The sequence below is a fragment of the Ignavibacteriales bacterium genome (genome assembly GCA_016700155.1).
In the GTDB taxonomy this organism is placed as follows: Bacteria; Bacteroidota; Ignavibacteria; order Ignavibacteriales; family Ignavibacteriaceae.
Window position 1 is genome coordinate 3834798 of record CP065001.1, and the last position, 24585, is coordinate 3859382.

A 24585-nucleotide genomic window follows, 5' to 3' on the forward strand; every position below is an offset into this window, starting at 1 on the left:
TTTTACTTTTTGATCGCATTCCGCAAAGCAGTCAATTGCGGCTTGAACATAAAATATAACGCAGATGCAGCAAGGGATAGGAACATAACTATCATAAGGGATCTTGCGCGGCTCGGACCTGCTTTTATTACAGGATCCTTCGCTTCTTCTTTAATGTTTACAACGGGTGTTTCTTTTATCTCATCTATCTTTGCTATCTCAAGCTGTTTGGTCAGTTCAATATAAACTTCCTGCTGTATTTCAACTTCACGCAAAAGTCTTGCCTGCTCTAATAAAAGCTGAGGTGATTGTGCCACCAGCCTGTTTTGTTCACGGAATACTTTCAGCGCAGTTTCTGATTTGGTTAAAGAATCCTTCACCTGCTCGGTTCGTTTTTCAAGATAATATCTCTGCTCTGATGCAAAAGATTTCCGCTTGGTTCTTATATAATTATCAAGTGAACTTGTAATTCTGTTTGCAAGCGCTGCTGCTAATCCTGATTCACCTGCCGTAACTGTCACAGTCATTATCCCGGTCAGTCTGTCTCGATCCGTTTTGATAACTCTTTCCGTCAATGCTTTGAATGCTGATAAGAACATTTTCCTTTTGTCGAGTTCAGTCGGCGGATCATTTTCAGATTCAATTTCATAATACTGAAGCAGGTTAACTGAATCACCCAATTTCTCTGAATAATAATTTGAATAGATAACTGGTTCCAGTACGGCTTCACTCATTATAAGGTTCTGATAAATTTCAGTCGGTGCGCCTTCACCAACATTAACACCGGCAAGTGCCGCAAGACTGCTCAGTCTGCTTAGTGTTGTGGATTTATTTCCGTACTCAGGAAGTATTGTTACCGAACTTGAATAATATGGTTTGGTAAGGAACAAAAGATAGCCGAGCATAAGAACAAACACGATAGAATTAAAAACTACCAGTTTCTTTCGTGACTCTTTAAGTCTTGTAAGATATGGACGGATTTTTTTTACTGAATCTGAAATCTTCTCTTCAGTTGTGCGGTTATCCTGCTGTTCAGCAGCATCGGTATTTTCGTTATTTGGGTTTGTATCTTCCATCATTTCAATTGGTTTGCTAATACAATTATTGTTACTGCACTTACAACTATTGCAAGTACATCCTTAATAGTTCCGCCAACATCCACAGGTAATCCTTCGGGCGGAGGCGGCGGAAGTTTTGTTACATGAATTTTAGAACCGTCATAAACATCCGGGTTACTTGTAAACCATCCGAAACCAACTTTATCCGCTTCACCATTTGCTTTGGTGTGAATGATATAATTTGCACTGTCGGTTTCGCCTCCGGCTTTATCAATATAATCTTTCACTGATTCACCTGGCACAAATTTGAATAACCCCGGGTTGTTTACTTCACCAGTAAGCAGCACTGTGTTTGGTTTAAATGGGATAGTAATGTTATCGCCGTCACGAAGTAATACGTTATCATCCGCATCTTCACTTTCAAAAAGTTCTTCAAGATTTACATTCAGCCTGGTTCCGCCCCTGTTAAAAACTGCACCGTATAAAAATGCTTCCGAAGTCGGACCACCGCTCATTTTTATTAAATCAAGTACTGTTTGATTCCTGGTTTCAAGAACATATACTCCGGGGTATTTCACTTCACCTGAAATTGTTACTCTTCTTTGACTTTCATAATCCGGATTTTTCCTTATCACAACAACATCTTTATGCTGAAGTACAAAATCATTTTCTCCGGTTTCAATTTTATTGTCACTCATATCTTTTACAAAACCAGGCTGCAATGTAATGATGTGGGTTTCGGATAATTTATCACCTTCAAAACCTCCGGGTCTTATCCTGTTAACATACGCAGTTGTTCTTAACGATTTTTCAGTAAATCCTCCGGCTTGTAAAATCAGGTCAGTAACCGTCATGTTTGTGCTTAGAGGAAAGAGTCCTGGTTTTCTCACTTCACCTTCAATTGTTACAAACTTATCAAGTTCTTTTTCAACATTTGCACTGTAGATATAAATTTTATCGCCGGGCATCAACTGCATATTAAAGGACTGATCCTTCAAGAGTTTTTCAAGATCAAACGGAATTATTCTTGTTGAGACTCCATCAGGATTTACTCTTATAAGATCACCGCGAACAATAAACGCACGTCCCCTGAAGAACGGATCCTGCAGTCCGCCGGCGCGGAAAACCATATCATAAAGTGTAAGACTATCAGCGTATGGAAGTGTCACCGGCTGTTTAACAAAACCTGAAATGGAAACAAACTTTTTGTCAACGAGTTCGTACACCGAGTATATTTTTACTTCATCACGGGGTTCAAGCGTAATGTTATTTTCGGAATCGCCTTCCAACGCTTTTGCAAGATCAATTGAAATAAACTCAAAACTTTCATCGGGACGCGTTCTGATAATATCAGCTTTTCCAAAATAAGTTTCAGGAAGAACTCCTTCGGCTCTTTCAATCAGTTCACTTATGCTGCTTACAGTTGAAAGTTCAAACGTACCCGGGCGATAAACAGAACCGGAAATCGTAACATAGTTTTCAACTTTATCCAGAATAGTGAAAATGGTTATAGCATCTTTGTCATACAGATCAACATCACTTTGTTTTTTTATTACTGATGAGAGATCCACGTCAATGAATTCCTTATCAAGAAAATTCTTATCCCGTTTTTCAAATGGCACAATCCTGTTGATCTGGGCACGACCGGTGTAAGCAGTCGCATTTAGCCCGCCTGCAAACTCAAGCAGTTTTGATAAGTTTTCATTTTCTTTCAATTCATAAATAGCGGGTCTTAATACCTCGCCGCTTATTGAAACTGTTTTCTTTCTCGGCGGAATAAAAATCATGTCATTATTCTGTAAACGTACATCACCGATAAGCTCACCTTTTAGCAGGTAATCATATATATCCACCGACGCAATAACTTTGTTGTTCCTTACCACCCGAATTTCTCTTAGACTTCCGGTAGTACGCGGACCTCCGACAGCATATAACGCGTTAAATACAGTAGCAAAGCTGCTTATGTTATATCCTCCCGGCTGGTTTATTTCTCCCATCACGAAAATTTTGATCGGTTTTAGTTTTGCGAGTGAAATGTCAAGAAATATTGTCGGTGGATCGGAAGCAAGTCCCTCATAAAATTTGGAAAGGTATGCAGTCATCTTTTGCTGGAGTGATTCATAAGATGTTCCGGAAACAAAAAATTGTCCCGCGGTCGGTATAAAAATATTTCCCTGCTGATCAACCGTAAGCTGGTATTGAAGTTCAACAGCACCCCAAACAGAAAGACGCAATACATCTCCCGGACCAATAAGATATCCCGGATCAATAGGGCCTATTTCAGATGGTTCAAATGATGAAGGGATGTTCTTAAAAATATTATATCCAAAATATTCGAGACCATTTTCACCCGGAACAGGGGTACGATCAACCTGAATCTCCTGCTCTGGTTTTGAATCCAAAATAACCGGTTGGATCATTACGTTAGTTACTGATTTGGTGGTGTCCTGATCAGTATTTGAAGTGACCGGCGGTTCCGTTAAAACAGAACTGCCTGTTATATAAGTAGCGATAAAGGTGTCGTAATCCATTCCATATTGTTTTGCGAGACGGCGTGCGTCATCCTCAGTCATGTTTCTTTTCCTGAGAGCTTCAAGAACATCAGCTTTGGTTGATATGCCTTCCTGCTGCAGTTTATTTTTTATTTGTTCTGACTGCGGAAAAGTTTGGAGTGAAATGAAAAAGAACAACAACAGGCAGATATAAACAAGTTTATGGTTCATATTTTTATACTTTTTTGTGAAGCAAAAACAGTCCGGTCTACTACCGGATTTAACAATGTTTTTTAAAGGTGAAAACTCACAGCTTCGCCATGGTGAATCACATTTTTCGGGCGTTTAATTTTAAAAGACTTTTGAGGCGAATAAATGACGATAAATCACAAACAACGTCACGCCCTGACGTATTTATTTATGATATTTAATTATAAAGAGTCACTGCAAAAAAGCAGTTTTCAGAAGATGCATATATTTATAATTAAAGCTTTAAACTTCTGTTAAAAAAAGTTCAACTTTAAGCTAAATTTAATGAGTATTGAGGTTAAAACAAACGGGTATGACTGAATTGCAGTCTGCTGTACACTATATGAAATTCAACCTTAATGCCGGTTCAAAGTAATGTGCCGCTAAGGAAAAAAATTGCGAAGCCGAAGTAAATTACAATACCTATCACATCAACAAGTGTCGCAACAAAAGGAGCGGAAGATGTTGCCGGGTCCGCACCAAATCTTCGAAGCACAAACGGAAGCATTGAACCGGTAAGTGTTCCCCACAGTACAACCCCGATTAAGGAAAAGCTAACTGTTAATCCGATTTCAACCCAGTGAGAACCAAAAGTATCACTAAAGGTTGTCCATACAAATATTCTCAGAAATCCTACTGCACCGAGTATGCAGCCTAATAAAAATCCTGAAATAATTTCTCTGCGCATTACAGTCCACCAATCCTGCAGAGTAATTTCACCAAGAGCCATTGCGCGTATCACAAGTGTTGCCGCCTGTGAACCGGTGTTTCCCCCGCTTGAAATTATAAGCGGAACAAACAACGCGAGTATTACCGCTTTACTTATTTCATCTTCAAAGAATCCCATTGCGCTTGCCGTAAGCATTTCACCAATAAGAAGTATCACAAGCCATCCTGCTCTTTTCTTCACCATCTCCAAAAGCGGAACGGAAATGTAAGGATCTTCTAACGCTTCCATACCGCCGAGTTTGTGTATATCTTCGGTCGCTTCTTCTTCCGCGACATCTATAATGTCATCAACTGTTACTATCCCAAGCAGTACACCAAACGCATCTACAACAGGGATAGCCACACGATCATATTTTTTGAATAACTCAACAGCAGTTTCCTGGTCATCGGTAACATGAAGAGCTATAAAATTTTCATCCATCAGGTCTGCAACAACACCATCAAGCGGAGCCAGCAGAAAATCCCTTATTCTTATGTCGTCAATTAATTTTCCTTTGGGATCTATAACATACACAATGTTTAATGTTTCGCTGTTGTGCCCGTTCACTCGTACAAAGTCGAGTGTTTCTTTGATTGTCCACTCCGGTCTTACGGCAATGTAATCCGGCGTCATCAACCTTCCGACGCTGTTCTCAGGGTAACCAAGAAGTGCCTGGGCAATTTTTCTTTCTTCTGCTGAAAGAAGTGTAATTAATTGTCTGGCAGCAGCTCCGGGTAATTCTTCGAGAAGTGCGGTTCGATCATCAGGTGACATTTCATTAAGTACTGTAGCAACTTCTTCTTTGCCCATTGCTTTTAACAGGCTCATCTGGGGGTCGAATTCAAGATACTCAAATGTATCGGCGGCGAGATCTTTGGGAAGTAACCGGAAGATTATTACCTGTTCATTTTCAGGAAGGTCGGCAAGCAGTTCTGCAATATCGGTTGGAGACCAATCGCTTAAAATTTCTTTCAGCGTGCTAAGCTCACGCTCTTCTATCAGTGATTTTATTTCAGGTTGAAGCAACTGGCTTAGCATTTGCGTCTCCTCTAATTAAAGTACCGGGGATGTTTATCTACATAGCTTGCAGTATTTATTTAATATAAAATTGCGTTCCAAAATAAATTTTAATATCAGAAAAAACAATCTGCATTTATGTTTATATCATGCATCACGTGGGGACAGCATATTATGCTGTCCCTACCTGATGTGATTTGTAATCATATAAAATTTTCGAATGTTATTCCTTAGATTTGCAATATGAAAATTGTAATAGATGAAAACATAACGTACGCTGAAGAAACATTTTCAAAATTAGGCGATGTGGTTTTATTACCCGGCAGAAAAATCACAAACAAAGATTTAACTGATGCTGATGCGTTGATAGTCCGTTCAGTTACAAAAGTTGATAAGACGTTTCTACAAAACACAAAATTAAAATTTGTTGGAACCGCAACAATCGGGACAGATCATATCGACAAAGATTATCTTTCATCACAAAAAATTTCCTTTGCTGATGCTGCCGGTTGTAATGCCGATGCTGTAACTGAATATGTTTTCACATCGATTTACCACCTGGCAGCAAAGAACAATTTCACATTAAAAAATAAAACTATCGGTATTGTTGGTGTTGGCAATATCGGAAGCAGGGTTTCGCATATAGCCAAAGCACTTGGAATGAACGTCCTGCTGAATGATCCTCCGTTAAAAAGAAAAACAAACAATCCTGATTTCAAATATTTGTCCGAAGTGCTTAAAGCCGATATCATAACGATTCACGTTCCGTTAAATTTGGATGGCATTGATAAAACATTTCACTTGTTTGATAAAAAAACTCTCTTGTCTCTTAATGATGGCTGCATTCTAATCAACGCTTCGCGAGGTGAAGTTGTTGACAATAAAATTCTGAGCGAACTAATTCCGCAGAAAAAATTTTCTGTTGTGCTTGATGTCTGGGAAAATGAACCTGACTTAAATTCTAGTTTACTTGAAAAAGTAATAATGGGTACTCCCCACATCGCAGGCTATTCATTTGAAGGTAAAGTTAACGGAACAAAAATGATGTATGATTCATTTTGCAGGCATTTGAATATACCATCGAACTGGAAGCCTGAAATGCCGCGTGTTGAAAATGAATTTATTGAAACGGAAACTCTGGATAGTTATGAGTCTACATTAAATAATGTGTTAAGCAAGGTTTATAATATTGAGAATGATGACAATGATCTTAGAAAAGTTTTGATGATGAATGATCAAGAAAAGTCAAAACACTTTGATTTGTTAAGAAAGAATTATCCGTTCAGACGGGAGTTTAATAATTACACAATAAAAATTAGAGATGAAACTTCCGAATTAAAAAATATTCTTGCGGCATTGCGATTTAAAGTTATTTGACTGTTAAGAGATGACATCTTTTTTAAGTTAAGTCAATTCGCAACCTTTTCTGTCAATTTAAACTCAACAGGAATTGTCATTTGTACCTTTACAGGTTTGCCTCTTTGCAGTCCGGGTTTAAACTTTGTATAGTAAACTGCAATCCTGGCAATCTCATCACATCCATAACCTAATCCCTGTACCACTTCCGCACGTTCAACATCTCCGTATTCATTAATAAAAGTCATCACTTTTACTTCACCCTGAATTCCTCTTTCAAATGCTTCTTGAGGATATTTAATTTTCTTTTGAATTTTTTCAAACCCGCCGACAGGTTCAGGCATAACTTCGACTGTCATATAAAATGCAGGATCATTTTCTAATTCATCTTCAACCATTAATGGAGGAGGAGCGATTTCACCATTATCATTTTTCTTCTTTTCTTTTTTTACGGGTGTTTCATCCGGAGCTTTTTCTTCTTCAACCTTTGCGATTACCGGTTCCTCAATTATTTTTTCTTCCGGGATAACTCTTTTACCATCTGAATAATTTATGTCGGTCAGATAATTTCCTTCTTCATCAAATAATGTAGAAGGTCCTTCCCGTTTCCCGTTCTCAAGATTTATCAGTTCTTTGATCTTTCCGTTTTCGTTAAAAACTCTTACTAGCCCTTCTACTCTTCCGTTAACATAAAATCTTTCTTCTTTTAGATTCCCGTTTTCATAATAAAATTTAGCTTCGCCTTCGCGAATATTTTTATTGAAATTAATTTCCGATTCAACTTTACCGTCAGGAAAGTAATTTTTAATTAAACCGTCCTGCGCTGAAAGATTATAATGAACCAGAAATATTATGATGTATAAAATAATTTTCATTTAGCTTTAACTTAAAAATTAATCGTGGATAAAGAGAGGCATTAATAAGATCACAATAAAAATAAGAATCGCAATTCCATAGAATAAATAACCAACTGCATAATCATATTGAAGAAGATTAATTTCTTTTAAAAGATAGTGCCAGTCGTGATAAACTTTATTACCGCCAAGCAGCGGCAGTTTGCGTGCCTGAGCATCGGCAGCATATCCACTTATATTGATAAAGTTATGTCCAAGCCACAATGCTGAAAACTGAACTCCGGTTCTGTACGAGTTCCTGAAAAAGTACCAGATAATTATTGAAGGAAGAATAATCTGCATCAATGTTCCGCCGAGAGTGTAAATATATTTCCCGAAGAACATGAAGAAAAAATGTCCTGCTTCGTGAATTATTAGATCTGCTGTGTCAATTACTGTATAATCACCTCTGTTCAGAGTAAAGTAAACAGCAATAGGAAGAATTATAACCGATGCAATCCATTTTTTATAAGCTGGTTCATCAGGTTTTGCTTCCTGCAGACTTTCTTCAATCATACTTTAAATTGACTTTATGAACATTGATTTATAATTTCGCTGGCAAATTTACTAATACACTATCCTTATTCAAATTCATTCCAACGCGGAATAATATTTTTCATCAATAATCAAAAGGAAGATGCTATGACTGTATCATTCATTAAAGTCCGTTTCGTTGTACTGGCTCTGTTTCTGATCACTATAACAACTGCAGGATTTGCACAGCAGTTTCAGCCGCCTAGATCAAGCCCCAAAGCAGTTATTACACAAACCGTCGGTGTTACGGATGTTACAATTAATTACTGCAGACCCGGTGTTAAAGGAAGAGTAGTTTGGGGTGAACTTGTACCTTACGGACAGATCTGGCGTACAGGCGCAAATGAAGTTACCTCAATCGTAATTTCAGATGATGTAAAAGTGAATGGAAATTTATTAAAAGCCGGTACTTACGGAATTCACACGATGCCCGGCAAAGATGAGTGGGATGTAATATTCAGCGGGAACACAAAAGTCGGAGGCGGTTCAAACTTCGTAAAAGAAAATGAAGTGCTGAGATTAAAAATAAAACCCCAGATGAATCAACATGTTGAAAGAATGCAATTCACATTTGATGATGTTGATGAAAAATCTGCAATAGTTTCACTTGCCTGGGAAAAATTAAAAGTATCATTTAAAATTGAAACTGAAACACAGGAACAAACATTAGCAAAAGCCCGCAAGAGTGTTGATTGGGGAACGCCGATGTCTGCCGCACAATACTGTTTACAAAATAATGTTAATCTTGATGAAGCGATGAGCTGGATCAACGCATCAACTATGATTAATGAAAACTACTGGAATATGAGGATCAAAGCTCAATTGCAGGCAAAGCTTGGAAATAAGAATGATGCTGTTGCAACACTGCAAAAGGCTATTGAGCATGGCTCAAAAATGGAAAGCGCCCCGTTTGATTTTGATGCGATGAAAAAACTTCTGGCTGACTGGAAGATGTAGTTACTTAGCGTTCTCTGCGTCTCTGCGGTAATTTTTTAACGCAGAGGCGCCAAGACGCAGAGTTTATCCGTGAAAAACTTTTCTCTTATTTAGTGAAGTTCTGCATTCATCACTGCAGCAATAGTCATTTTCAATTTTACAGTCGTGGCAGGAAATAATAATTTTATCGCAATCAACATTATGACAGTTGATATAATATGTGGTTGGCTTTCCGCAGAAATGACAATCCGATACAAACTTTAATTCATCAATTGTGTTCGGCTCGACAACTCTTCTTTCGTCAAACACAAACATTCCGCCCTGCCAGTATGTGTCGGGATATTGTTTTATATAATTGAAAATACCGCCGTCAAGCTGGTAAACATCTTTAAATCCTCTTTCAACAAGATAAGCTGAAGCTTTCTCGCATCTGATCCCGCCTGTGCAGTATGTAACGATTGTTTTGTCTTTTTGTTTGATAAGTTCTTCGTCAGCAAATTGAGTCCATTCTCGGAAATTTTTTAACGGCGGAGTAACAGCGTTTTTAAACTTCCCGATTTTACTTTCATACCAGTTACGCGCATCAACGATGACAAACTCTTTTTCTTCATCATAAAATTTTCTTAGCTGTTCGGGAGTTATTCTCTTCCCTCCGTTTTTTATCGAGACTTCCTTCAGATCACCGTTAACAATTTCATTCTTTAATCGAACGTGCATCTTTTTAAATGCATGTGAATCGGAATCATCTTCTTTAAACCAGATATCTTTGAATTCTTCAAACCCGGTTAAGTGATTTTTATATTTATGAATATTTTCAGTTGTGCCTGAAACTGTTCCGTTAACACCTTCACTCGCAAAAAATACTCTTCCTTTGATTTCGTTTTGTAAACACCAGTCAAGGTGTGTATCAACAATCTCTTTCGGATTTTCTAATCGGACATATTTGTAGAACAACAAAACTTTGTACGCGCTCATGGAGTAATTTTTCTTCTTTAATTGGGGTGGCAAGATAATAAAATAATTTGTTTACCCATTATGCATTTTTATATACCTTTCCACATCAAACTTTTTTTCTGCGCCGTTACGATTCATATACCTGACTTTTCCATAAACCGGTCTTTCAAACCATGCCCTGTCGTGCACACCGCCAATTGACCACGCAATGCCCGTATAACCATTCGGGTCTCGTCCATCAAGTTCATATTTGTCGTTCAAATAAATTGCAGTCTTCATTGCATCTTCAGGTGATTTACTCCACTCAAGAATTTTTTTTGCCCAATACATTCTCATATAGCTGTGCATCTTTCCTGTTCTGACCACTTCATTCTGAGCGGCATTCCATAAACTGTCGTGTGTAATGGCAGATTCAAACTGATTTAATGAATAAATAAAATCCCGTTTATCTTTTCTATGTGAATTTAATGTTGATTTAGCCCAGTCATGAAATCCGTCAAATGAATCATAGTTATGATTGAAATAACAAAAATTATCCGCTAGTTCTCTTCTCACTATCAGTTCTTCAAGAAAAGATTTTTCCGATTCCTTATTCCCGTTAAACTTCTGGACTTCAATTGCTATCCGCTGTGCTGATATTTGTCCGAAGTGAAGATACGGTGACAAATTTGATTGACCGTTTTTTGTGGGATCATTTCTCAACTCATTATACTTTTCAAATTTATTCTGAAGAAAATGATGAAGAGATTTTTGTGCTTCTGCTTCACCGGGTTTTATCCAATCAACTTCTGTTACATCACGATTTATTTTCAATGAATTCTCAATACTTATCCAATCAACTTTATCTAAATCAATATCACTCTTTTTCATTTTTGTTAATTCGGGATACTCATCAAGAAACTCCATTAACACTTTATGTATTTTGGGACGGATTGTGTATGCCCCGTATTCTACTTTGTTTGAAACAAATAAACACGGAACAATATTGTGTGCATCAACTTCATAAAACGGAATTGAAATTTTTTTAGCTATTTCCCGTTTCCATATTCTCTTAATTCTTAATGGATCAAAGTCGGATAAAAGAACAGAGGCATTTATATGTTTTAAAAATTCCGGGATTTCATTTTCCGGTTTTCCCGTCAAAAGGAAAAACGGAATGTTGTATTTACTCAATTCTGCTTCGAATTGTTTTAATCCTTTAAGCATAAAAACATATTGACGGATTGTTGCTTCAAGAAAATCAGGAACTAAATTGAAAACAACAGCGAGCGGTCTTTTTTTTTCGACAGCAAAACGTTGGGCGAATAATAAAGCCCAATTATCGTGAACACGTTGATCACGGCTCATCCAGTAGATTACCGGTCCGTTTGTTTCTGTCCCGGATTGTAAGATTCTTATTCTTTCCTGTTTCATAAATTTATTTTAAATGATGCTTGCATGTATAACTATTTTTTAAGAAAATAAGTTCAGTTTTTAACCCGCCATAATAACTTAAATCTTTAGGAGGTACTATGAAACAATGTTACAAGGTGCTTTTCCTCTTCCTGTTGTTCGCAGGTTTTTTATCCGCTCAAAACTATGATGTGCCTGAAATACTTTATTATAAGTTTGATTCAGGAACAACAACAACACCAAATTATGCATCGCCGGGTGGTGGGACAAATCCCGCAACATTATTGAATATGACTATGGGTCCATCCGGTCAGTTTGATAACGCTCTTTTAGGCAATGGAGGAACGGGAACAAGCACTCATGTTAATTCAGGCTGGAATATGGATCTTGGAACTTCAAGCTGGACAATATCTGTCTGGATGAACAACTTCCCTACTGCATCTTCAACCACATATTTATTTGGTAACGATATAACAACAAGCTTCCGCTGTTTTACCAATGGCGCTGCAGGAAATACTAACATAACACTTCGCGGTACAGGAATAACAAATGTAAATGTTCTTGGGGTGTTACCTGGACCAACAGTTGTACATTTTGTTTATGATTCTGCTTTAACAGAAATCAGAACGTATGTTAACGGAGCCTTTCAGAGTGCAGTAACACAAGCACCTCTGAATCTAAACGCTGTTATACCCTTTAAAGTTGGAAGTTACGGAACTGCATCCAGCATTCCTGTTGGAACAATGTTAGATGAATTCCGATTTTACAGAAGAGCACTCGGTGTTACTGAAATAGCAGATACATGGAATCAAACACTGCCTTATGCTGTTCCTGTTGAATTAACAAGTTTTACGGCTGTAGTTAATGATAATAGCGTAACGCTTAACTGGAGTACAGCAACAGAGTCAAACAACAAAGGATTTGATATTGAAAGAAAAATATCAAACGGAACTTTTGAGAAAATAAGTTTTGTCCCCGGATTCGGTACAACAACTGAAAATAAAAGTTACATCTATAAAGATGAAAATGTACAGCCCGGAAATTATGTCTATCGTTTAAAGCAAACTGATTTCGATGGAACATTCGAGTATTCACCTGAAGTTGAAGCAGAAGTAAAAGCACCCGCTGCATTCGGTCTTGAGCAAAACTACCCTAATCCTTTCAACCCGTCAACGACAATCAGCTGGCAGCTGGCTGTTCAAAGCAGGGTTACAATAAAATTATTTAACTCGCTTGGACAGGAAATTTCAACTCTCGTCGATGAGGTACAGGAAGCTGATAAGCATTCTTTACAATTTAATGCCGGCTCTGATTTACCAAGCGGAATTTATTTTTACAGGATAGATGCTTCGGGAATTGATGGAAGTGTTTATTCTAAAGTTATGAAAATGAGTTTGATCAAATAATATTTTTATGTGTTCCGGACTACCTGTTGATGGTAGTCCGGATTCTTATCAACGACTAATTTCTTTCCCGCCACAAATATTTACACTAAACTTCCTGAAAAAAAATCCGATAATAGCCTGCGATACCTATGTCCGGATTGAATCATGATTTGGATATTGATTTGAATAGAAAATATAATGTATTCGCATAACTTTTATTATTTATCCAAGCAGGGGAGGATAACATGAATAAATTTGTACTTTTTTTATTGTTCTTATTTTCAGCCGCACTGGTTACAGCGCAGGAAATTGGTGATTACAGATCAAATCCATCAGGCTTCGGTGGTACAGGCGACTGGAACAATGTAGCTGACTGGCAGCAATGGGATGGCGGCGGATGGATAGATGCCGAGGATTATCCAAACAATACAACAGCCAGTGTCACCATACAATCAAATCACTCCGTTAACCTGAACACAAATGCATCTGTTTATAATCTTACCATTGAAAATGATGGAGGGCTGCGCAATTCAGGTTCAACATTATTTGGTATCTATATGAATGGTGATCTCGATTGCGATGGAACAATAGGCAGTCCAACCGACAGGATAGCACTATCTTTAAGCAGCAGCAGTGTACAATCGTCCACAGGAAACGGAACTGTTTATCTTGAGTTCATAGCTAAACTTCAGAACACTTCAAGCACCTACAACCATGGTGTTGATATGAAACTCTATCGAACTTCCAATGTGGTTTATTGCACCTCAAATACTTTGACGTTTAACATGGGGACAGGACTTCTGGAAATAGTTAATTCAGCATCAATCGGTGGAAGTAATGTAAGTTTTAATTTTAACGGAGGAACAGTTAAGTATTCTTATACCGGAAATCAAACTGTATCAGCAGGAACTTACAATAATCTTACTTTAGCCGGTTCAGGCAACAAAACTTTGAATGGAAATATCACCGTCAATGGAACATTGTCACTTCAAGGTGCAGCTTTATTAAATGTCAGTTCTTCTTCAGTAACATACGGTGGTTCTTCAACTCTTGAATATGCCGGTTCATCCGCACAGGTGACTTCATCAAATGAATTCAGCTCTGTTGTAAATTTAAGCGTTAATAACCCGGCTGGTGTTTACCTCAATTCTGCAAAAAGCATTTCAGGCACTATCTCTGTTTTTTCAGGAAGTACTTTGTTTAATGAAGGTCATAATTTTTTAACAGGAAGCTTTGTAAATAACGGATCAGTACTTGGATCAGGTTATTTCACTCTGACAGGAAATTCGGGAATGATTTCAGGAACCGGACTTGTTGAATACCTTGAGATCAACTCTCCCGGTACTATCAATAACTCAAGCAGCCTTCTAACAATAAGCAAAGGACTAAAACTTACTGCGGGAACATTTACTAACAGCGGTTCAATCAATTTTAACAACAATGCAGTCATAATAAAAAATACTTGTGCATGGTCAACTGCGGGAACAATAAACTATGCAGGGACAATTGATCTGAACTATACAGGAGCATGCACAACAAGTTCTGAACTCCCGTTGTCAGCAATATCGTTAAACAATCTTACCGTGAATGCAGCAGTAAGCCTAGCCGCAAATGTCGTGGTTAACGGCATACTAACACTTAACGATGCGTTAACTGTCGGCAATAGAACTTTAACATTAAAAAATCCTGTTGCCGGCACACCGGATAATCTTATAGCTTCATCAGGTGCCGGATCAAGAATTACAATTGCAGGAACGGCTTCAGGCATTACAATACCTCAAAGTGTTGAAAGCCTGCATACTCTTATTTTAAATAATGTCAATGGCACTTTGCTACAGGATAATCTTACGGTTGAAAATACTTTGACTTGCAGTAATGGCTTTTTGAAAACGAATGGTTTTGTTCTCACCTGGAATGGTTCATCGCTTACTGAATCTGCCGGAAGCTATGTTCAGGGTATACTTCAAACCAGCGCCTCTGTCGGTACTGGTTCATCCTCATTTAAAGGAATAGGATTAATACTTTCATCCGGTTCAAATGATCTTGGAAATGTTACAGTTAAAAGATACTCTGGACCGGGAACAGGAGTTAATGTTGGAATCAATACAGGAATAAACAGGAAATGGGAAATTACTCCGTCAAATAATTATTCGACCTTGGATAGAACACTTACTCTTTCGTGGGTATCAACAGATGATAACGGAAAAACTTTGAATGCGATGAGAGTATGGCAGTTCAATACATTGATATGGAAAGATATAAGCGGTTCAAGTCAGGATGCTGTTACAAGAACTATAAACACATCGTTACCGGATGTAATTAATTCAGGTTATACATTTATCTATACTGTTACAGATGAATTTTCTCCGCTACCTGTTGAGCTGACTTCCTTCTATGCAAACACATCAAAAAATAGTGTTAAGCTTTTGTGGGAAACCGCAACCGAAGTACAAAACTTTGGATTTGAAGTTGAAAGAAAATCAGAAGCAAATAGCGAATGGAAAAATATTGGTTTTGTTGCAGGTAACGGAAATTCAAATACTGTAAACAAATATTCATTCACAGATAACGAAATTGTTTCCGGTAAATATTCATACAGGTTAAAACAACTTGATAACGATGGCGGGTATTCATACAGCGATGTAGTTAATGTTGAACTTGGAAATCTTCCTACCGAATTTTCACTCGGGCAAAATTATCCTAACCCGTTCAACCCGTCAACCACATTTACATTTGATTTGCCTGTTGAATCACAAACCACACTTTCAGTTTATAACTTGCTAGGTGAAAAAGTAGCAACGCTGATCGATGGAATGATGAAAGCGGGAACACACCAGATAAAATTTGATGGAAGTAAATTATCTAGCGGTATATACATTTATTCTTTAGAGGCTGGAGATAAGAAGTTTACTAAGAAGATGATTCTTACTAAATAATTTTTTCCGGTTGACTCAATACGAAGCCTGCACTTGTGCAGGCTTTTTTATTTTATCAAAGTGAAAGTTCAATTCCTACCGGGCAGTGATCTGAACCCATCACATCGGGCATTATGAACGCGTCTTTAACATTCTTCCTGAAATTTTCAGAAACAAAAAAGTAATCGATTCTCCAACCGACATTCCTTTCACGTGCGCGCGTTACCTGGTCCCACCAGGAATAATGACCCGGCTCGCTGTTAAACATCCTGAATGTATCGACATAACCGTTCTCAAAAAATATATCCAGCCATTCTCTTTCAATCGGAAGGAAGCCTGATACTTTTTCATTTTCCTTCGGACGTGCGAGGTCGATCTCATTGTGCGCAGTGTTAACATCACCGCAAATAACAAGCTTCTTTCCTGCTTTAACTAACTTGTTTGAATACTCAAGAAAGGCATCATAAAAATCCATTTTATACTGAAGACGTTCTGCACTTGCTTTGCCGTTCGGGTAATAGATGTTTATCAAAACAAACTTTTTATAATGAGCAATAACAATTCTTCCCTCATCATCAAATTTCGGAATACCAAACCCGTGTTCAACTTTTACCGGTTCTTCTTTGGTGTAGATCGCAACACCGCTGTAACCCTTCTTGACAATTGATGAAGAGAAATATGATTTGTAACCATTGATGTTCAGCAATTCATCTGATAGTTGTTCCGGACTTGCTTTTGTTTCCTGAATGCAAAGCATATCAGGGTTTTCTTTCAACAACCATTCGACAAATCCTTTTTTTTGTATTGCTCTGATTCCGTTAACGTTCCAGGAAAGAAGTTTTAATTTATTCATAATTATTTATTACCTCGGGATTCTTATTGATATGCCGCTACTAAAATACCAAAATTTTGATTTATGAAATAATCCTTTGCCGCCGGAAATATCTAATTGAATATTCTGCAGTAACAAATATGTAAACCCAGCATCAAGTGACATAAATGGTTTTGCAGAAGGATACAACTCAGAATAGATTTCGATAAAGGAACCAAGTTTTTCTGCCAGACTAAAACCTGATGTTAAAGTATAGATATAGTTTATCTCTTCATCACTGCTGTTATATTGCCCGCCAATGTTTGTCCCCAGTGACATAAAATCAGTTAAGGACTTTGCAATAGATATAACTGTCTGCGGTTCTGTTTTAGACGGTTTAATTTTTTCTCCGCCAACAGGCAGGAAAAGATGAAACAGTAACGCAATATCCGGAATTGACTGATGTCCATTTACAAAATTGTATTTGGCACCGGCCATTAAATCAGCAAGGCCATTAGCTTTTGTTTCAACTCCCATAGTTTTAATTTTTTCAATCAGAAACGATCCACCTATTCTAAGTTCCAGTTTATTAGCAACTCCAAACCTGAAAAGAGTTCCTGCAATGTTAGTTGAATTTAATTCTGAATAATCATTATTATTAAGCAATGGGATTGAGAAACAAAACAAGACTGAGAAAAGAGCCGTAAGTGTTTAATGTTGAAAGGGTTAAAAGAAAAAACGGCATTTTTTGGATTGCTGAGAAATTTACCCGCAAAAGCAAATTTTTTGCAACTATTTTGAGAAACGCAACGCCACATATTTTACTGCCTTACCTTTAACAATTACCACTTAAATACCTGTTAAACAGCTTGTAAACTGCATTTTTGCATAGTTTAAAGACTTTGCATTGACTGCAAGCATGAGGATACAGCATTAATCTAAAAGGTGTATCCAAAGGTGTATCCTGCTAAAAACAAGGATACACCCAATTAAATATGTAATAAATAAAGACTTATAACCCATTTCTTTCTATTCAGCAATAACAAAGGTGTATCCTTTATTTGTTTTCGATAAAAAATATGTAGACTGCTAAACCTACTGCAGCAATCCCAACAATTGCAGTAGTTACTATATCCATTGAATTTTCATCTGCAATTCTGGCTCTGTCGTCTTCACATTTTTTCTTCAATAAAATCAATGAATCAACTTCCTCACGGGTTAAATTTTGTTTCGATTCCAGTTCGATTAGTCTTTTATCAAAGCAGGGAGAATCAGGATAATCACTAACTGATTTATAGGAACTTGAACAGCCAGTAATTAAGAAAGAAATTATAATTAAAATCAGTAAAAATTTTGTAGATGCGGACTCACTTTTTATAATGGAAATTCTATTCATCACTCTGCCCTCTTATAAGTTTATTAATGTTTTGAAGTTTAGCTTCGGATTGTTCGAATTTCTTTTTGTACTCTGCTACCTGCTCTTTAAGCGAAATGTTTTCTTCCGATAAATTTCTGAGTCTAATTATTAATTCAGCAAGTGAACCTGTTTGTTCACGGACAACGTTGTTAACATCGTTTGCCATTCCCGATATTGTATCAAGTGTTGTCTGGAGTGCGTCTTTATCAGCAGTTAGTATTTTTATTTTTTCCTGCAGTAGTTCATCAGATTTTATTCCGGTTAACAACCAGCCGACATCACAACCATCCTTTATCAAGCTAATGAGCAATTCTCCACCAGGAACACTTCTGCCATTCAAATAGCTGCTGTACAATGTATCTGCTGATGTGTTCAGCACTTCAGCACCGGCTTTAATTGTTCTGTATTTGTCGACTAAATATTCTTTTAATCGGGATGCAATTCCAACCTTATCAATCATAAAGGATAATTTCTTGGTAATTACTTGACAATAATCTTGTTAATTACTAAGTTCACGTTAAGAAACTTTACAAGTATTCATAAAAAAAAGGACATTCAATGACCGCATTACAAAACTTCAAAAAGATTCCTAAACAAAAAGAACTCGCATTAAAACTGGGGTGGACTGAAGCCTACATCAGTTTATTGCTTGCAGGCAAAAGGAACAATCCCAAAGCACTTGCGAAGTTAGAAAGAGCAATCAAACAATCACTCTCAAATGCTTAATCAACTCAATGATAACTTACAAAATCCATCAGGCATTCACCACTAAAATTTTTAATGGAAATTTATAATGCAAATTCCACGCACATTAAATGAAGCAATTTACAGAACGCTTCACCGGTCAAAGAAAAACATAAAAGAGATTGCTGACGAAATCGGGAAAAAGGAAGTGACTCTTTACCGATGGGCGTCTCCAGATCAAAACTCTTCTCATTCCAATCTTCCTATAAAACATTTACTCGCATTACTTAACTCTTCCAACAACGATGCAATACTTGATTACTTTGAATGGAAGAGAGGCAGGGTAGCTGTTAAAATTCCGAGAGCCGCAATTTCAAGATTAGAGGAAACAGAACTTGTTGAACACTACCAGGAATCAACATTGAATGCTGTTAAATCATTGAGAACATTTCTAAACAATCCAACTGCAGAAACTTTCAAAGCAGTTGATGACGCATTAAGATCAGTAATGAGTGAGAGTGCATCAATAGACAGGTATGTTACTAAAAAAGCTACCCGTCAGATTGAAATGGAGATGTAATATGGGATTAGCTGTTCATCAACTTGTACCAGTGCAGGAACAGATATGGTTAACAGTGAAAGATGTATGCTCATTACTTGAGATTCAGAAAGCGGGTTTTCATAAGCGCAGAAAAAAGGATGAATTTCTTGTAAAGGAAGTGACAGGCAATGGCGGGATGCAATATCAGATATTACTTGACTCGTTACCGCAACATATACAGGTTAAGTACTGGGAGTCTCGTTCGTCATCAACTTCAACTGCTTTAGTAACTACTTCTCAAACAAATAATAATCCTGCAACAAAATTAAACGACAAACAAAAGAAGGTCGCACTCGCAAGATTTGAACTGCTTACTGAATGGCTGAAGCATCGTGATAAATCAAGTTTGAGTAAGATGAAAGCTGATAAAAAGTTTAAGCTGTTATACAATGAAGTAAAGCAGTGGCCGCTGTTATCTAATATTCTTGGTGAAGTATCATTAAAGATAATATACAAGTGGAACCAGGTTGAGGGATGGCAAAAAGATGCACTTAAACTTGCACCGAAATATCACTATGGAAAACAAACGAAACTCTCTGCCGTCCAGGCAAATTACCTGCTAAAGTATATAAAACTTCCAAACACAAAATTAAGAATATCTGAAATCATTCGGCGTGCAAAAGATGATATGTTGATTGATGGTTTTGACTGCCCGAAAAGTGATGCTTCGCTTCGCAGATGGATACAGAACTGGGCAGACTTGAACGCTGATGAATGGACTTACTGTCGGGAAGGACAAAAAGCTTTAAACGATAAAATACTGCCATCACTGATGCGTGATAAAGATAAGGCAGAGGTTGGTGATATGCTGATTATTGACGGGCACAAAACCAACTTCCAGATTATTCACCCGGCAACCGGCAAGCTTATAAGAATGGTTTTGATAGTTGTATATGATTACCGATCTGACCTGCCATTAGGCTGGGAGTTGATGCCTACTGAAAATGTATATTCAATCAGTTCAGCCATGCGACACGCATTATTACGGCTTGGTATGAAGGGAAAGGTTGTAAACATTGATAACGGCAGAGCCAACAAGAGCAAGTGGTTTATGGGTGATTTAGAACAATGCGGGATAAGAGGTTTGTTTTCTAAATTATTTGATGACGTACTTATATCTCAACCCTACAATGGGCAGGCAAAAACTGTGGAGAGATTCTTCGGTACAATGGCTGACCTTGAACGTGGAATGATTACTTATTCAGGAACATCAATAGCAACCAAACCCCCTCGTATGATGCGTAACGAAAAATTCCACAAACAAATATTCGACCGCGCGACAGAGACAGTAGCATTCGATTTATACCAGGCTCACCACCAGATTGCAAAATGGTTTGATGAATATTCTAACCGACCGCACCAGGATGGCTTCTATAAAGGTTATACACCTATTGAAATATTTAACGAATCCTACGAACGAGTAAAACAGCAGGAAGATTTCAAGATACGTTCGCTCAGTTCTGGCGAATTAACATTACTAATGATGTCGCAGACAATAACAAAGCTATATCCCAATGGAATAAGGTTCAGGGGAAATTATTATTTCCATCACGAGTTATACCGGTTCTCAAAAGAAAACAAAAGAGTATCCTTTGAAATACTATACGATGACCAGGAACTTGATTCAATAATTGTGAAGGAAATGAGTGGGAAGTTTTTGTGCGAAGCATTCAAAAAAACATTAGTCCATCCGCTTGCAAAATATACAGGAACTCCTGAAGACGTAGCATTAGTCTCACAGCAACTTGCAGAGAAAAATGAACTGAAAAAATTAACGATAGGGAATTATAGGGATTACTGTGAAAATGTTATTACTCCACAGATTGAAAGAACGGTTGATGTTATAAAGAATAAAGAACTAAAGAAACAGGCAAAGAAAACCCGGAAGTTGTTGAACTCTGCAAATGATGTTAAACTGGATTTGAGCACACCAAAACCACTAATGAACAGCGATGAATCTCCCGACTTTTATATAAAGGAAGATTAATGAAATTATTCACATTCAAATATCAGGACAATGGCGTATTTGCTCTTTTCGCAATCCAGGCTGAAAATAAAGTCATTGCAAGAGCATTACTTATCAGCTTCTTACAAGTACCCAATACAGATTACCCCATAACGAAATGGAAACTAATTTCAATCCAATATGAAAATGGAAAAATTGAGGAGGTGGAAGAGTGAACCAAGTAATTAAACGTGCAGACAGGGTTTACCTGATGTTATTAGTGTCGTTCTTTTTATTGCTGATGCTCAGTGGTTGTTCAACTGCTATTCAGAGTAGTTGTAACTGCAGCACAATCAGTAAGTGGATTAACAACAAAGAACTAACTGCAGATGAAAAGATTTTTTTAATTAAAGCACATTGTCATTCACATCAAAAAAAGGAGAAGTAAGTATGAAATCGAATGTCTTAGTGGTCAAATCAAGAATTGTGTTAGAGATTATCGAGGCAAGAACAAAATTCAAACCCTTTAATTCCTGGCACGAAGCATATGCTGTTATCAAAGCGGAAATAGAAGAACTGTTTGAATCTCTCGGTCGGATGACCGGCATTGATGAACGGGAGTTGGTACAGGTAGCCGCAATGAGCGTTTGTGCGATAAGTGAGTGTAATGGTATTCCCCAAAAATGGAACGAAGTTCTTGATGAAGCTGCAGCAAGCAGTTTGCTTGATCAGGAAGCGGGACCAATAGATGACCCGGGTTATCTCAGTGCATTCGTGAGACATAACTTTTTTAATCAACTGCAGATTTTTTGGGAATCAGTTAAGAAGGATAAAGGAGCAACACAACCGCTTTACACAATAGTGTCTCTGGCGATTTTATTATTAAATGAATTAGAAAATAAAAAAGGACTGTGTGCTGATACCACACAGTCCTGAGTTAATCAATAAAAAAAGGAGAATCCAATGTCTAACATCAACATCGATCAGGTTATCAAAGAATTCAACTCTCTTATTGAAAACGGTAAAGTAAAAAGCATCAATACGGGAGCGCAGGCAATCGGTATATCACCCGCCAGGCTTAATCAATTCCTGAATAAAAACTACAAAGGCAATATACAGGAAACAGCAAAGATTGTAAATGACTGGCTGGCACTTCACCGTGAAAGAGAAGAGACCGCGATAGATGATATTCCGTTTGTTGCCGGCGTAACTAATTCAGATTTAGTGATTGATTTATGCAGGCTATGTCACGTTCAAAAGACAATCGGACTTGTAATCGGTCGTTCAGGTTTATGCAAAACCAAAGCACTTCAAAAGTACGCATCAGACCATAAGGATGTAATCTACATTGAAGTTGATGCCGCTTATTCAACTAAAGAACTGATGGTTGAAATACACGAGAGAGTTGGCTTCAATGCGAAGGGACATCTTAACTCACTAAAGAAGGACATAATAAAAAAACTGAAGAACACAGGCAGAACGATAATCGTTGATCAGTTTGAATACCTTCCGGACAAAGCAATAGAGCTGTTAAGAACAATTCACGATAAAGCGGGAGTTGGTTTAGTGCTTGCAGGTCTGCCCAGGGGATTGAAATTAATCAGAGGTATTGACGGTGTACACGAACAAATATATACACGCATTGGTGCGGCAGTTGAATTGCAGCCTCTTAAAGATTCCGATATTGAAAAACTTACTAAGGTATTTATCCCGGGCTCAAACGGTGAGTTTAAGGACTTCATAGAGCCATCCAGACGCAATGCAAGGGTGCTCAATATTCTTACACGTGAAGCACAGCGAATAGCAAAGAACAAAGGCATCAAGATCAACCCTGATGTAATTGCTAAAGCTAACAGACAGTTAGTGAGTTGAGGTGAATGATGGAAAATGAATTAAGGAATGCTTACAGAAATTACTTCTCCGGCACTTACACTTTTGAAGTGCTTGTTGCTGAGGTGAATAAAATAATCAGTCGCGGAACCGGCAGAAGTTATGTGTTTCTCTGGACTCCGGAAATTGAGTCAAACTTCTATCACAATATTTCAAAATCACTTTACAAGGGAGGCTACAAATGAAAAAAGAATATGCTCTTCTTGTTGGTGAAAAGGTAATAAGGAAGTCAGAACATCGCGGCGAATTAGTTACAGCACGCAATGAAATGAAAAATCCTGATGCTCACGTAGTTACCTGGTTAGGCAGAATTAAGATTACTGATGACGGATGTAATACTCATTCTGACAGCGAAAGTGAGGGCGATAATGAGTAAACACATCATTCGTATTGCCGGCAGTAATCAGTCTGCAAAGTATGTTAAAGTTGAAACTGCCAACAACAAGATTGTGAAAGCTTTTACATACGAAGCTGAACAGAAGGAATTAACCGGGCGTGATGTAAATGAATTTCAGAGTATGCCGGTTGAATCAAAACCCTGGGAGGTGAACAGTGAACGCAAGTGAGTATGAAATCAAAACAATCAATGGTGAAGCGTTTATTGAAATAACCTGCGGTGTATGCGGCAGGAAAAAACTTATGAAGCTTCAGAAGTATTGTTCAGCGCCATGTTCGGGAGCTGCACAGGCAGAGACGCATCAAAAAAAATATTTGAGGAAGTCTCTGGAAATAAAACTAAAAAAACATAAAGGTCAGAAATGAAAAAAGAAAAATGGTTCGACGAAAGCGGTAATGAGATACCGGCAAGCAGGATAACTGCTCTTGAAAAAACAATGGAAGCTGCATCTGCCAGGATACTGAAGAAAGCACAGAAGCTTAACACTGAGTTGGTACAGTTAAAGAATGAAGTGCATTCCGTAAGTGAAGGTCTGTTTGTAAAAGTAATGAAACAGAATGATGTGGATATCAGCAAGCGCAAGGGAAACTTCTCCTGGTTCAACTTTGACAGGTCAGTTAAAATAGAAATAAGTGTTAATGAGCGTGTAGTGTTTGATGATATGCTGATGAAAGCAGCTAAAGAAAAGCTGTTCACATTCATTGATGAACAGGTGCCTGCAGATATTTCTTTCATCAAGGATTTAATAACTGAAGCATTCCAGACACGCAACGGAAAGCTTGATACCAAGCGTGTAATGCAGTTGGTAAGGTACAAGAAGAAAATCAAGCATCAGTTATTCCGTGATGCCGTTGATTTGATTGAAAGCAGTATCAGGAAACCCGACAGCAAGATTTACTCCCGCATCTGGGTTAGAAATGACCAGGGAGAATATGAAAATGTTGAACTGAATTATTCATCTATTTAACAGG

27 protein-coding genes are annotated in these 24585 nt (G+C 37.6%); 16 read left to right on the forward strand and 11 right to left on the reverse strand.

Annotated elements, in window-relative coordinates:
* Positions 1–2: 2 nt before the first annotated feature.
* The 3 genes from IPM56_15990 to mgtE all read right to left on the reverse strand — a co-directional run bounded on the left by IPM56_15990 (position 3) and on the right by mgtE (position 5525).
* A complete protein-coding gene (locus IPM56_15990) occupies positions 3–1058 on the reverse strand; it encodes a hypothetical protein (protein QQS35721.1) in 1056 nt (351 codons plus the stop codon).
* Positions 1055–3760 (reverse strand): SLBB domain-containing protein, encoded by a 2706-nt coding sequence (locus tag IPM56_15995; protein ID QQS35722.1) that lies wholly within the window; start codon positions 3758–3760, stop codon positions 1055–1057. The genes IPM56_15990 and IPM56_15995 overlap by 4 nt, the downstream gene beginning before the upstream one ends.
* 385 nt (positions 3761–4145) lie before the next feature.
* Positions 4146–5525, reverse strand: coding sequence for a magnesium transporter (gene mgtE, locus IPM56_16000; GenBank protein ID QQS35723.1), 1380 nt, complete (start codon positions 5523–5525; stop codon positions 4146–4148).
* 222 nt (positions 5526–5747) lie between these two features.
* On the opposite strand from mgtE, the gene IPM56_16005 reads away from it, so the two are divergent.
* Entirely contained in the window at positions 5748–6881 is a 1134-nt protein-coding gene (locus tag IPM56_16005; GenBank protein ID QQS35724.1) for a 4-phosphoerythronate dehydrogenase, read from the forward strand.
* Positions 6882–6913: 32 nt separating this feature from the next.
* Here IPM56_16005 and IPM56_16010 read toward each other — a convergent pair whose 3' ends face one another.
* Entirely contained in the window at positions 6914–7735 is an 822-nt protein-coding gene (locus tag IPM56_16010; GenBank protein QQS35725.1) for a TonB family protein, read from the reverse strand.
* Positions 7736–7753: 18 nt separating this feature from the next.
* Positions 7754–8269, reverse strand: coding sequence for a hypothetical protein (locus tag IPM56_16015; protein QQS35726.1), 516 nt, complete (start codon positions 8267–8269; stop codon positions 7754–7756).
* 126 nt (positions 8270–8395) lie between these two features.
* Between IPM56_16015 and IPM56_16020 the strand changes: the two genes are divergently transcribed.
* Positions 8396–9244 (forward strand): DUF2911 domain-containing protein, encoded by an 849-nt coding sequence (locus tag IPM56_16020; protein ID QQS35727.1) that lies wholly within the window; start codon positions 8396–8398, stop codon positions 9242–9244.
* Between the two features lie 63 nt (positions 9245–9307).
* Here IPM56_16020 and IPM56_16025 read toward each other — a convergent pair whose 3' ends face one another.
* The gene (locus tag IPM56_16025; protein ID QQS35728.1) at positions 9308–10198 is read right to left on the reverse strand and encodes a rhodanese-related sulfurtransferase; all 891 of its coding nucleotides are present in this window, start codon (positions 10196–10198) and stop codon (positions 9308–9310) included.
* Between the two features lie 51 nt (positions 10199–10249).
* A complete protein-coding gene (locus IPM56_16030; GenBank protein QQS35729.1) occupies positions 10250–11590 on the reverse strand; it encodes a deoxyribodipyrimidine photo-lyase in 1341 nt (446 codons plus the stop codon).
* Positions 11591–11688: 98 nt separating this feature from the next.
* Here IPM56_16030 and IPM56_16035 point away from each other — a divergent pair, with 98 nt between their 5' ends.
* Positions 11689–12975 (forward strand): T9SS type A sorting domain-containing protein, encoded by a 1287-nt coding sequence (locus IPM56_16035; protein ID QQS35730.1) that lies wholly within the window; start codon positions 11689–11691, stop codon positions 12973–12975.
* Between the two features lie 224 nt (positions 12976–13199).
* Positions 13200–15890 (forward strand): T9SS type A sorting domain-containing protein, encoded by a 2691-nt coding sequence (locus tag IPM56_16040; protein ID QQS35731.1) that lies wholly within the window; start codon positions 13200–13202, stop codon positions 15888–15890.
* Between the two features lie 55 nt (positions 15891–15945).
* Here IPM56_16040 and xth read toward each other — a convergent pair whose 3' ends face one another.
* The 4 genes from xth to IPM56_16060 all read right to left on the reverse strand — a co-directional run bounded on the left by xth (position 15946) and on the right by IPM56_16060 (position 18557).
* Entirely contained in the window at positions 15946–16722 is a 777-nt protein-coding gene (xth, locus tag IPM56_16045) for an exodeoxyribonuclease III (protein QQS35732.1), read from the reverse strand.
* A 9-nt stretch (positions 16723–16731) separates the two neighbouring features.
* Positions 16732–17346 carry a transporter gene (locus IPM56_16050; protein ID QQS35733.1) on the reverse strand — a complete coding sequence of 205 codons (615 nt, stop codon included), beginning with the start codon at positions 17344–17346 and terminating at the stop codon, positions 16732–16734.
* A 391-nt stretch (positions 17347–17737) separates the two neighbouring features.
* Positions 17738–18076 carry a hypothetical protein gene (locus IPM56_16055; protein ID QQS35734.1) on the reverse strand — a complete coding sequence of 113 codons (339 nt, stop codon included), beginning with the start codon at positions 18074–18076 and terminating at the stop codon, positions 17738–17740.
* On the reverse strand, positions 18069–18557 hold the full coding sequence (locus IPM56_16060; protein ID QQS35735.1) for a hypothetical protein: 489 nt from the start codon (positions 18555–18557) through the stop codon (positions 18069–18071). Before IPM56_16060 ends, IPM56_16055 begins: the two co-directional genes overlap by 8 nt.
* A 98-nt stretch (positions 18558–18655) precedes the next feature.
* Between IPM56_16060 and IPM56_16065 the strand changes: the two genes are divergently transcribed.
* The 12 genes from IPM56_16065 (at position 18656) to IPM56_16120 (ending at position 24581) form a co-directional block, all read left to right on the forward strand.
* Positions 18656–18823, forward strand: coding sequence for a hypothetical protein (locus IPM56_16065; protein ID QQS35736.1), 168 nt, complete (start codon positions 18656–18658; stop codon positions 18821–18823).
* Positions 18824–18890: 67 nt separating this feature from the next.
* Positions 18891–19361, forward strand: coding sequence for a hypothetical protein (locus IPM56_16070; protein QQS35737.1), 471 nt, complete (start codon positions 18891–18893; stop codon positions 19359–19361).
* A gap of 1 nt (position 19362) precedes the next feature.
* On the forward strand, positions 19363–21369 hold the full coding sequence (locus IPM56_16075; GenBank protein QQS35738.1) for a transposase: 2007 nt from the start codon (positions 19363–19365) through the stop codon (positions 21367–21369).
* Positions 21369–21563, forward strand: a complete 195-nt coding sequence (locus IPM56_16080; protein QQS35739.1) for a hypothetical protein — start codon at positions 21369–21371, stop codon at positions 21561–21563. The genes IPM56_16075 and IPM56_16080 overlap by 1 nt, the downstream gene beginning before the upstream one ends.
* Entirely contained in the window at positions 21560–21775 is a 216-nt protein-coding gene (locus IPM56_16085) for a hypothetical protein (protein QQS35740.1), read from the forward strand. Before IPM56_16080 ends, IPM56_16085 begins: the two co-directional genes overlap by 4 nt.
* Positions 21776–21777: 2 nt before the next feature.
* Positions 21778–22263: a hypothetical protein gene (locus IPM56_16090; GenBank protein ID QQS35741.1), complete on the forward strand. Its 486-nt coding sequence runs from the start codon at positions 21778–21780 to the stop codon at positions 22261–22263.
* Between the two features lie 27 nt (positions 22264–22290).
* A complete protein-coding gene (locus IPM56_16095; protein ID QQS35742.1) occupies positions 22291–23199 on the forward strand; it encodes an AAA family ATPase in 909 nt (302 codons plus the stop codon).
* A gap of 8 nt (positions 23200–23207) precedes the next feature.
* Complete coding sequence (locus IPM56_16100; GenBank protein ID QQS35743.1) at positions 23208–23402, forward strand: hypothetical protein; 195 nt, start codon at positions 23208–23210, stop codon at positions 23400–23402.
* A complete protein-coding gene (locus tag IPM56_16105) occupies positions 23399–23593 on the forward strand; it encodes a hypothetical protein (GenBank protein ID QQS35744.1) in 195 nt (64 codons plus the stop codon). Before IPM56_16100 ends, IPM56_16105 begins: the two co-directional genes overlap by 4 nt.
* A complete protein-coding gene (locus tag IPM56_16110) occupies positions 23586–23783 on the forward strand; it encodes a hypothetical protein (protein ID QQS35745.1) in 198 nt (65 codons plus the stop codon). The genes IPM56_16105 and IPM56_16110 overlap by 8 nt, the downstream gene beginning before the upstream one ends.
* Positions 23770–23979 carry a hypothetical protein gene (locus IPM56_16115; protein ID QQS35746.1) on the forward strand — a complete coding sequence of 70 codons (210 nt, stop codon included), beginning with the start codon at positions 23770–23772 and terminating at the stop codon, positions 23977–23979. Before IPM56_16110 ends, IPM56_16115 begins: the two co-directional genes overlap by 14 nt.
* Positions 23976–24581: a DUF3164 family protein gene (locus tag IPM56_16120; GenBank protein QQS35747.1), complete on the forward strand. Its 606-nt coding sequence runs from the start codon at positions 23976–23978 to the stop codon at positions 24579–24581. Before IPM56_16115 ends, IPM56_16120 begins: the two co-directional genes overlap by 4 nt.
* Positions 24582–24585 lie beyond the last annotated feature (4 nt).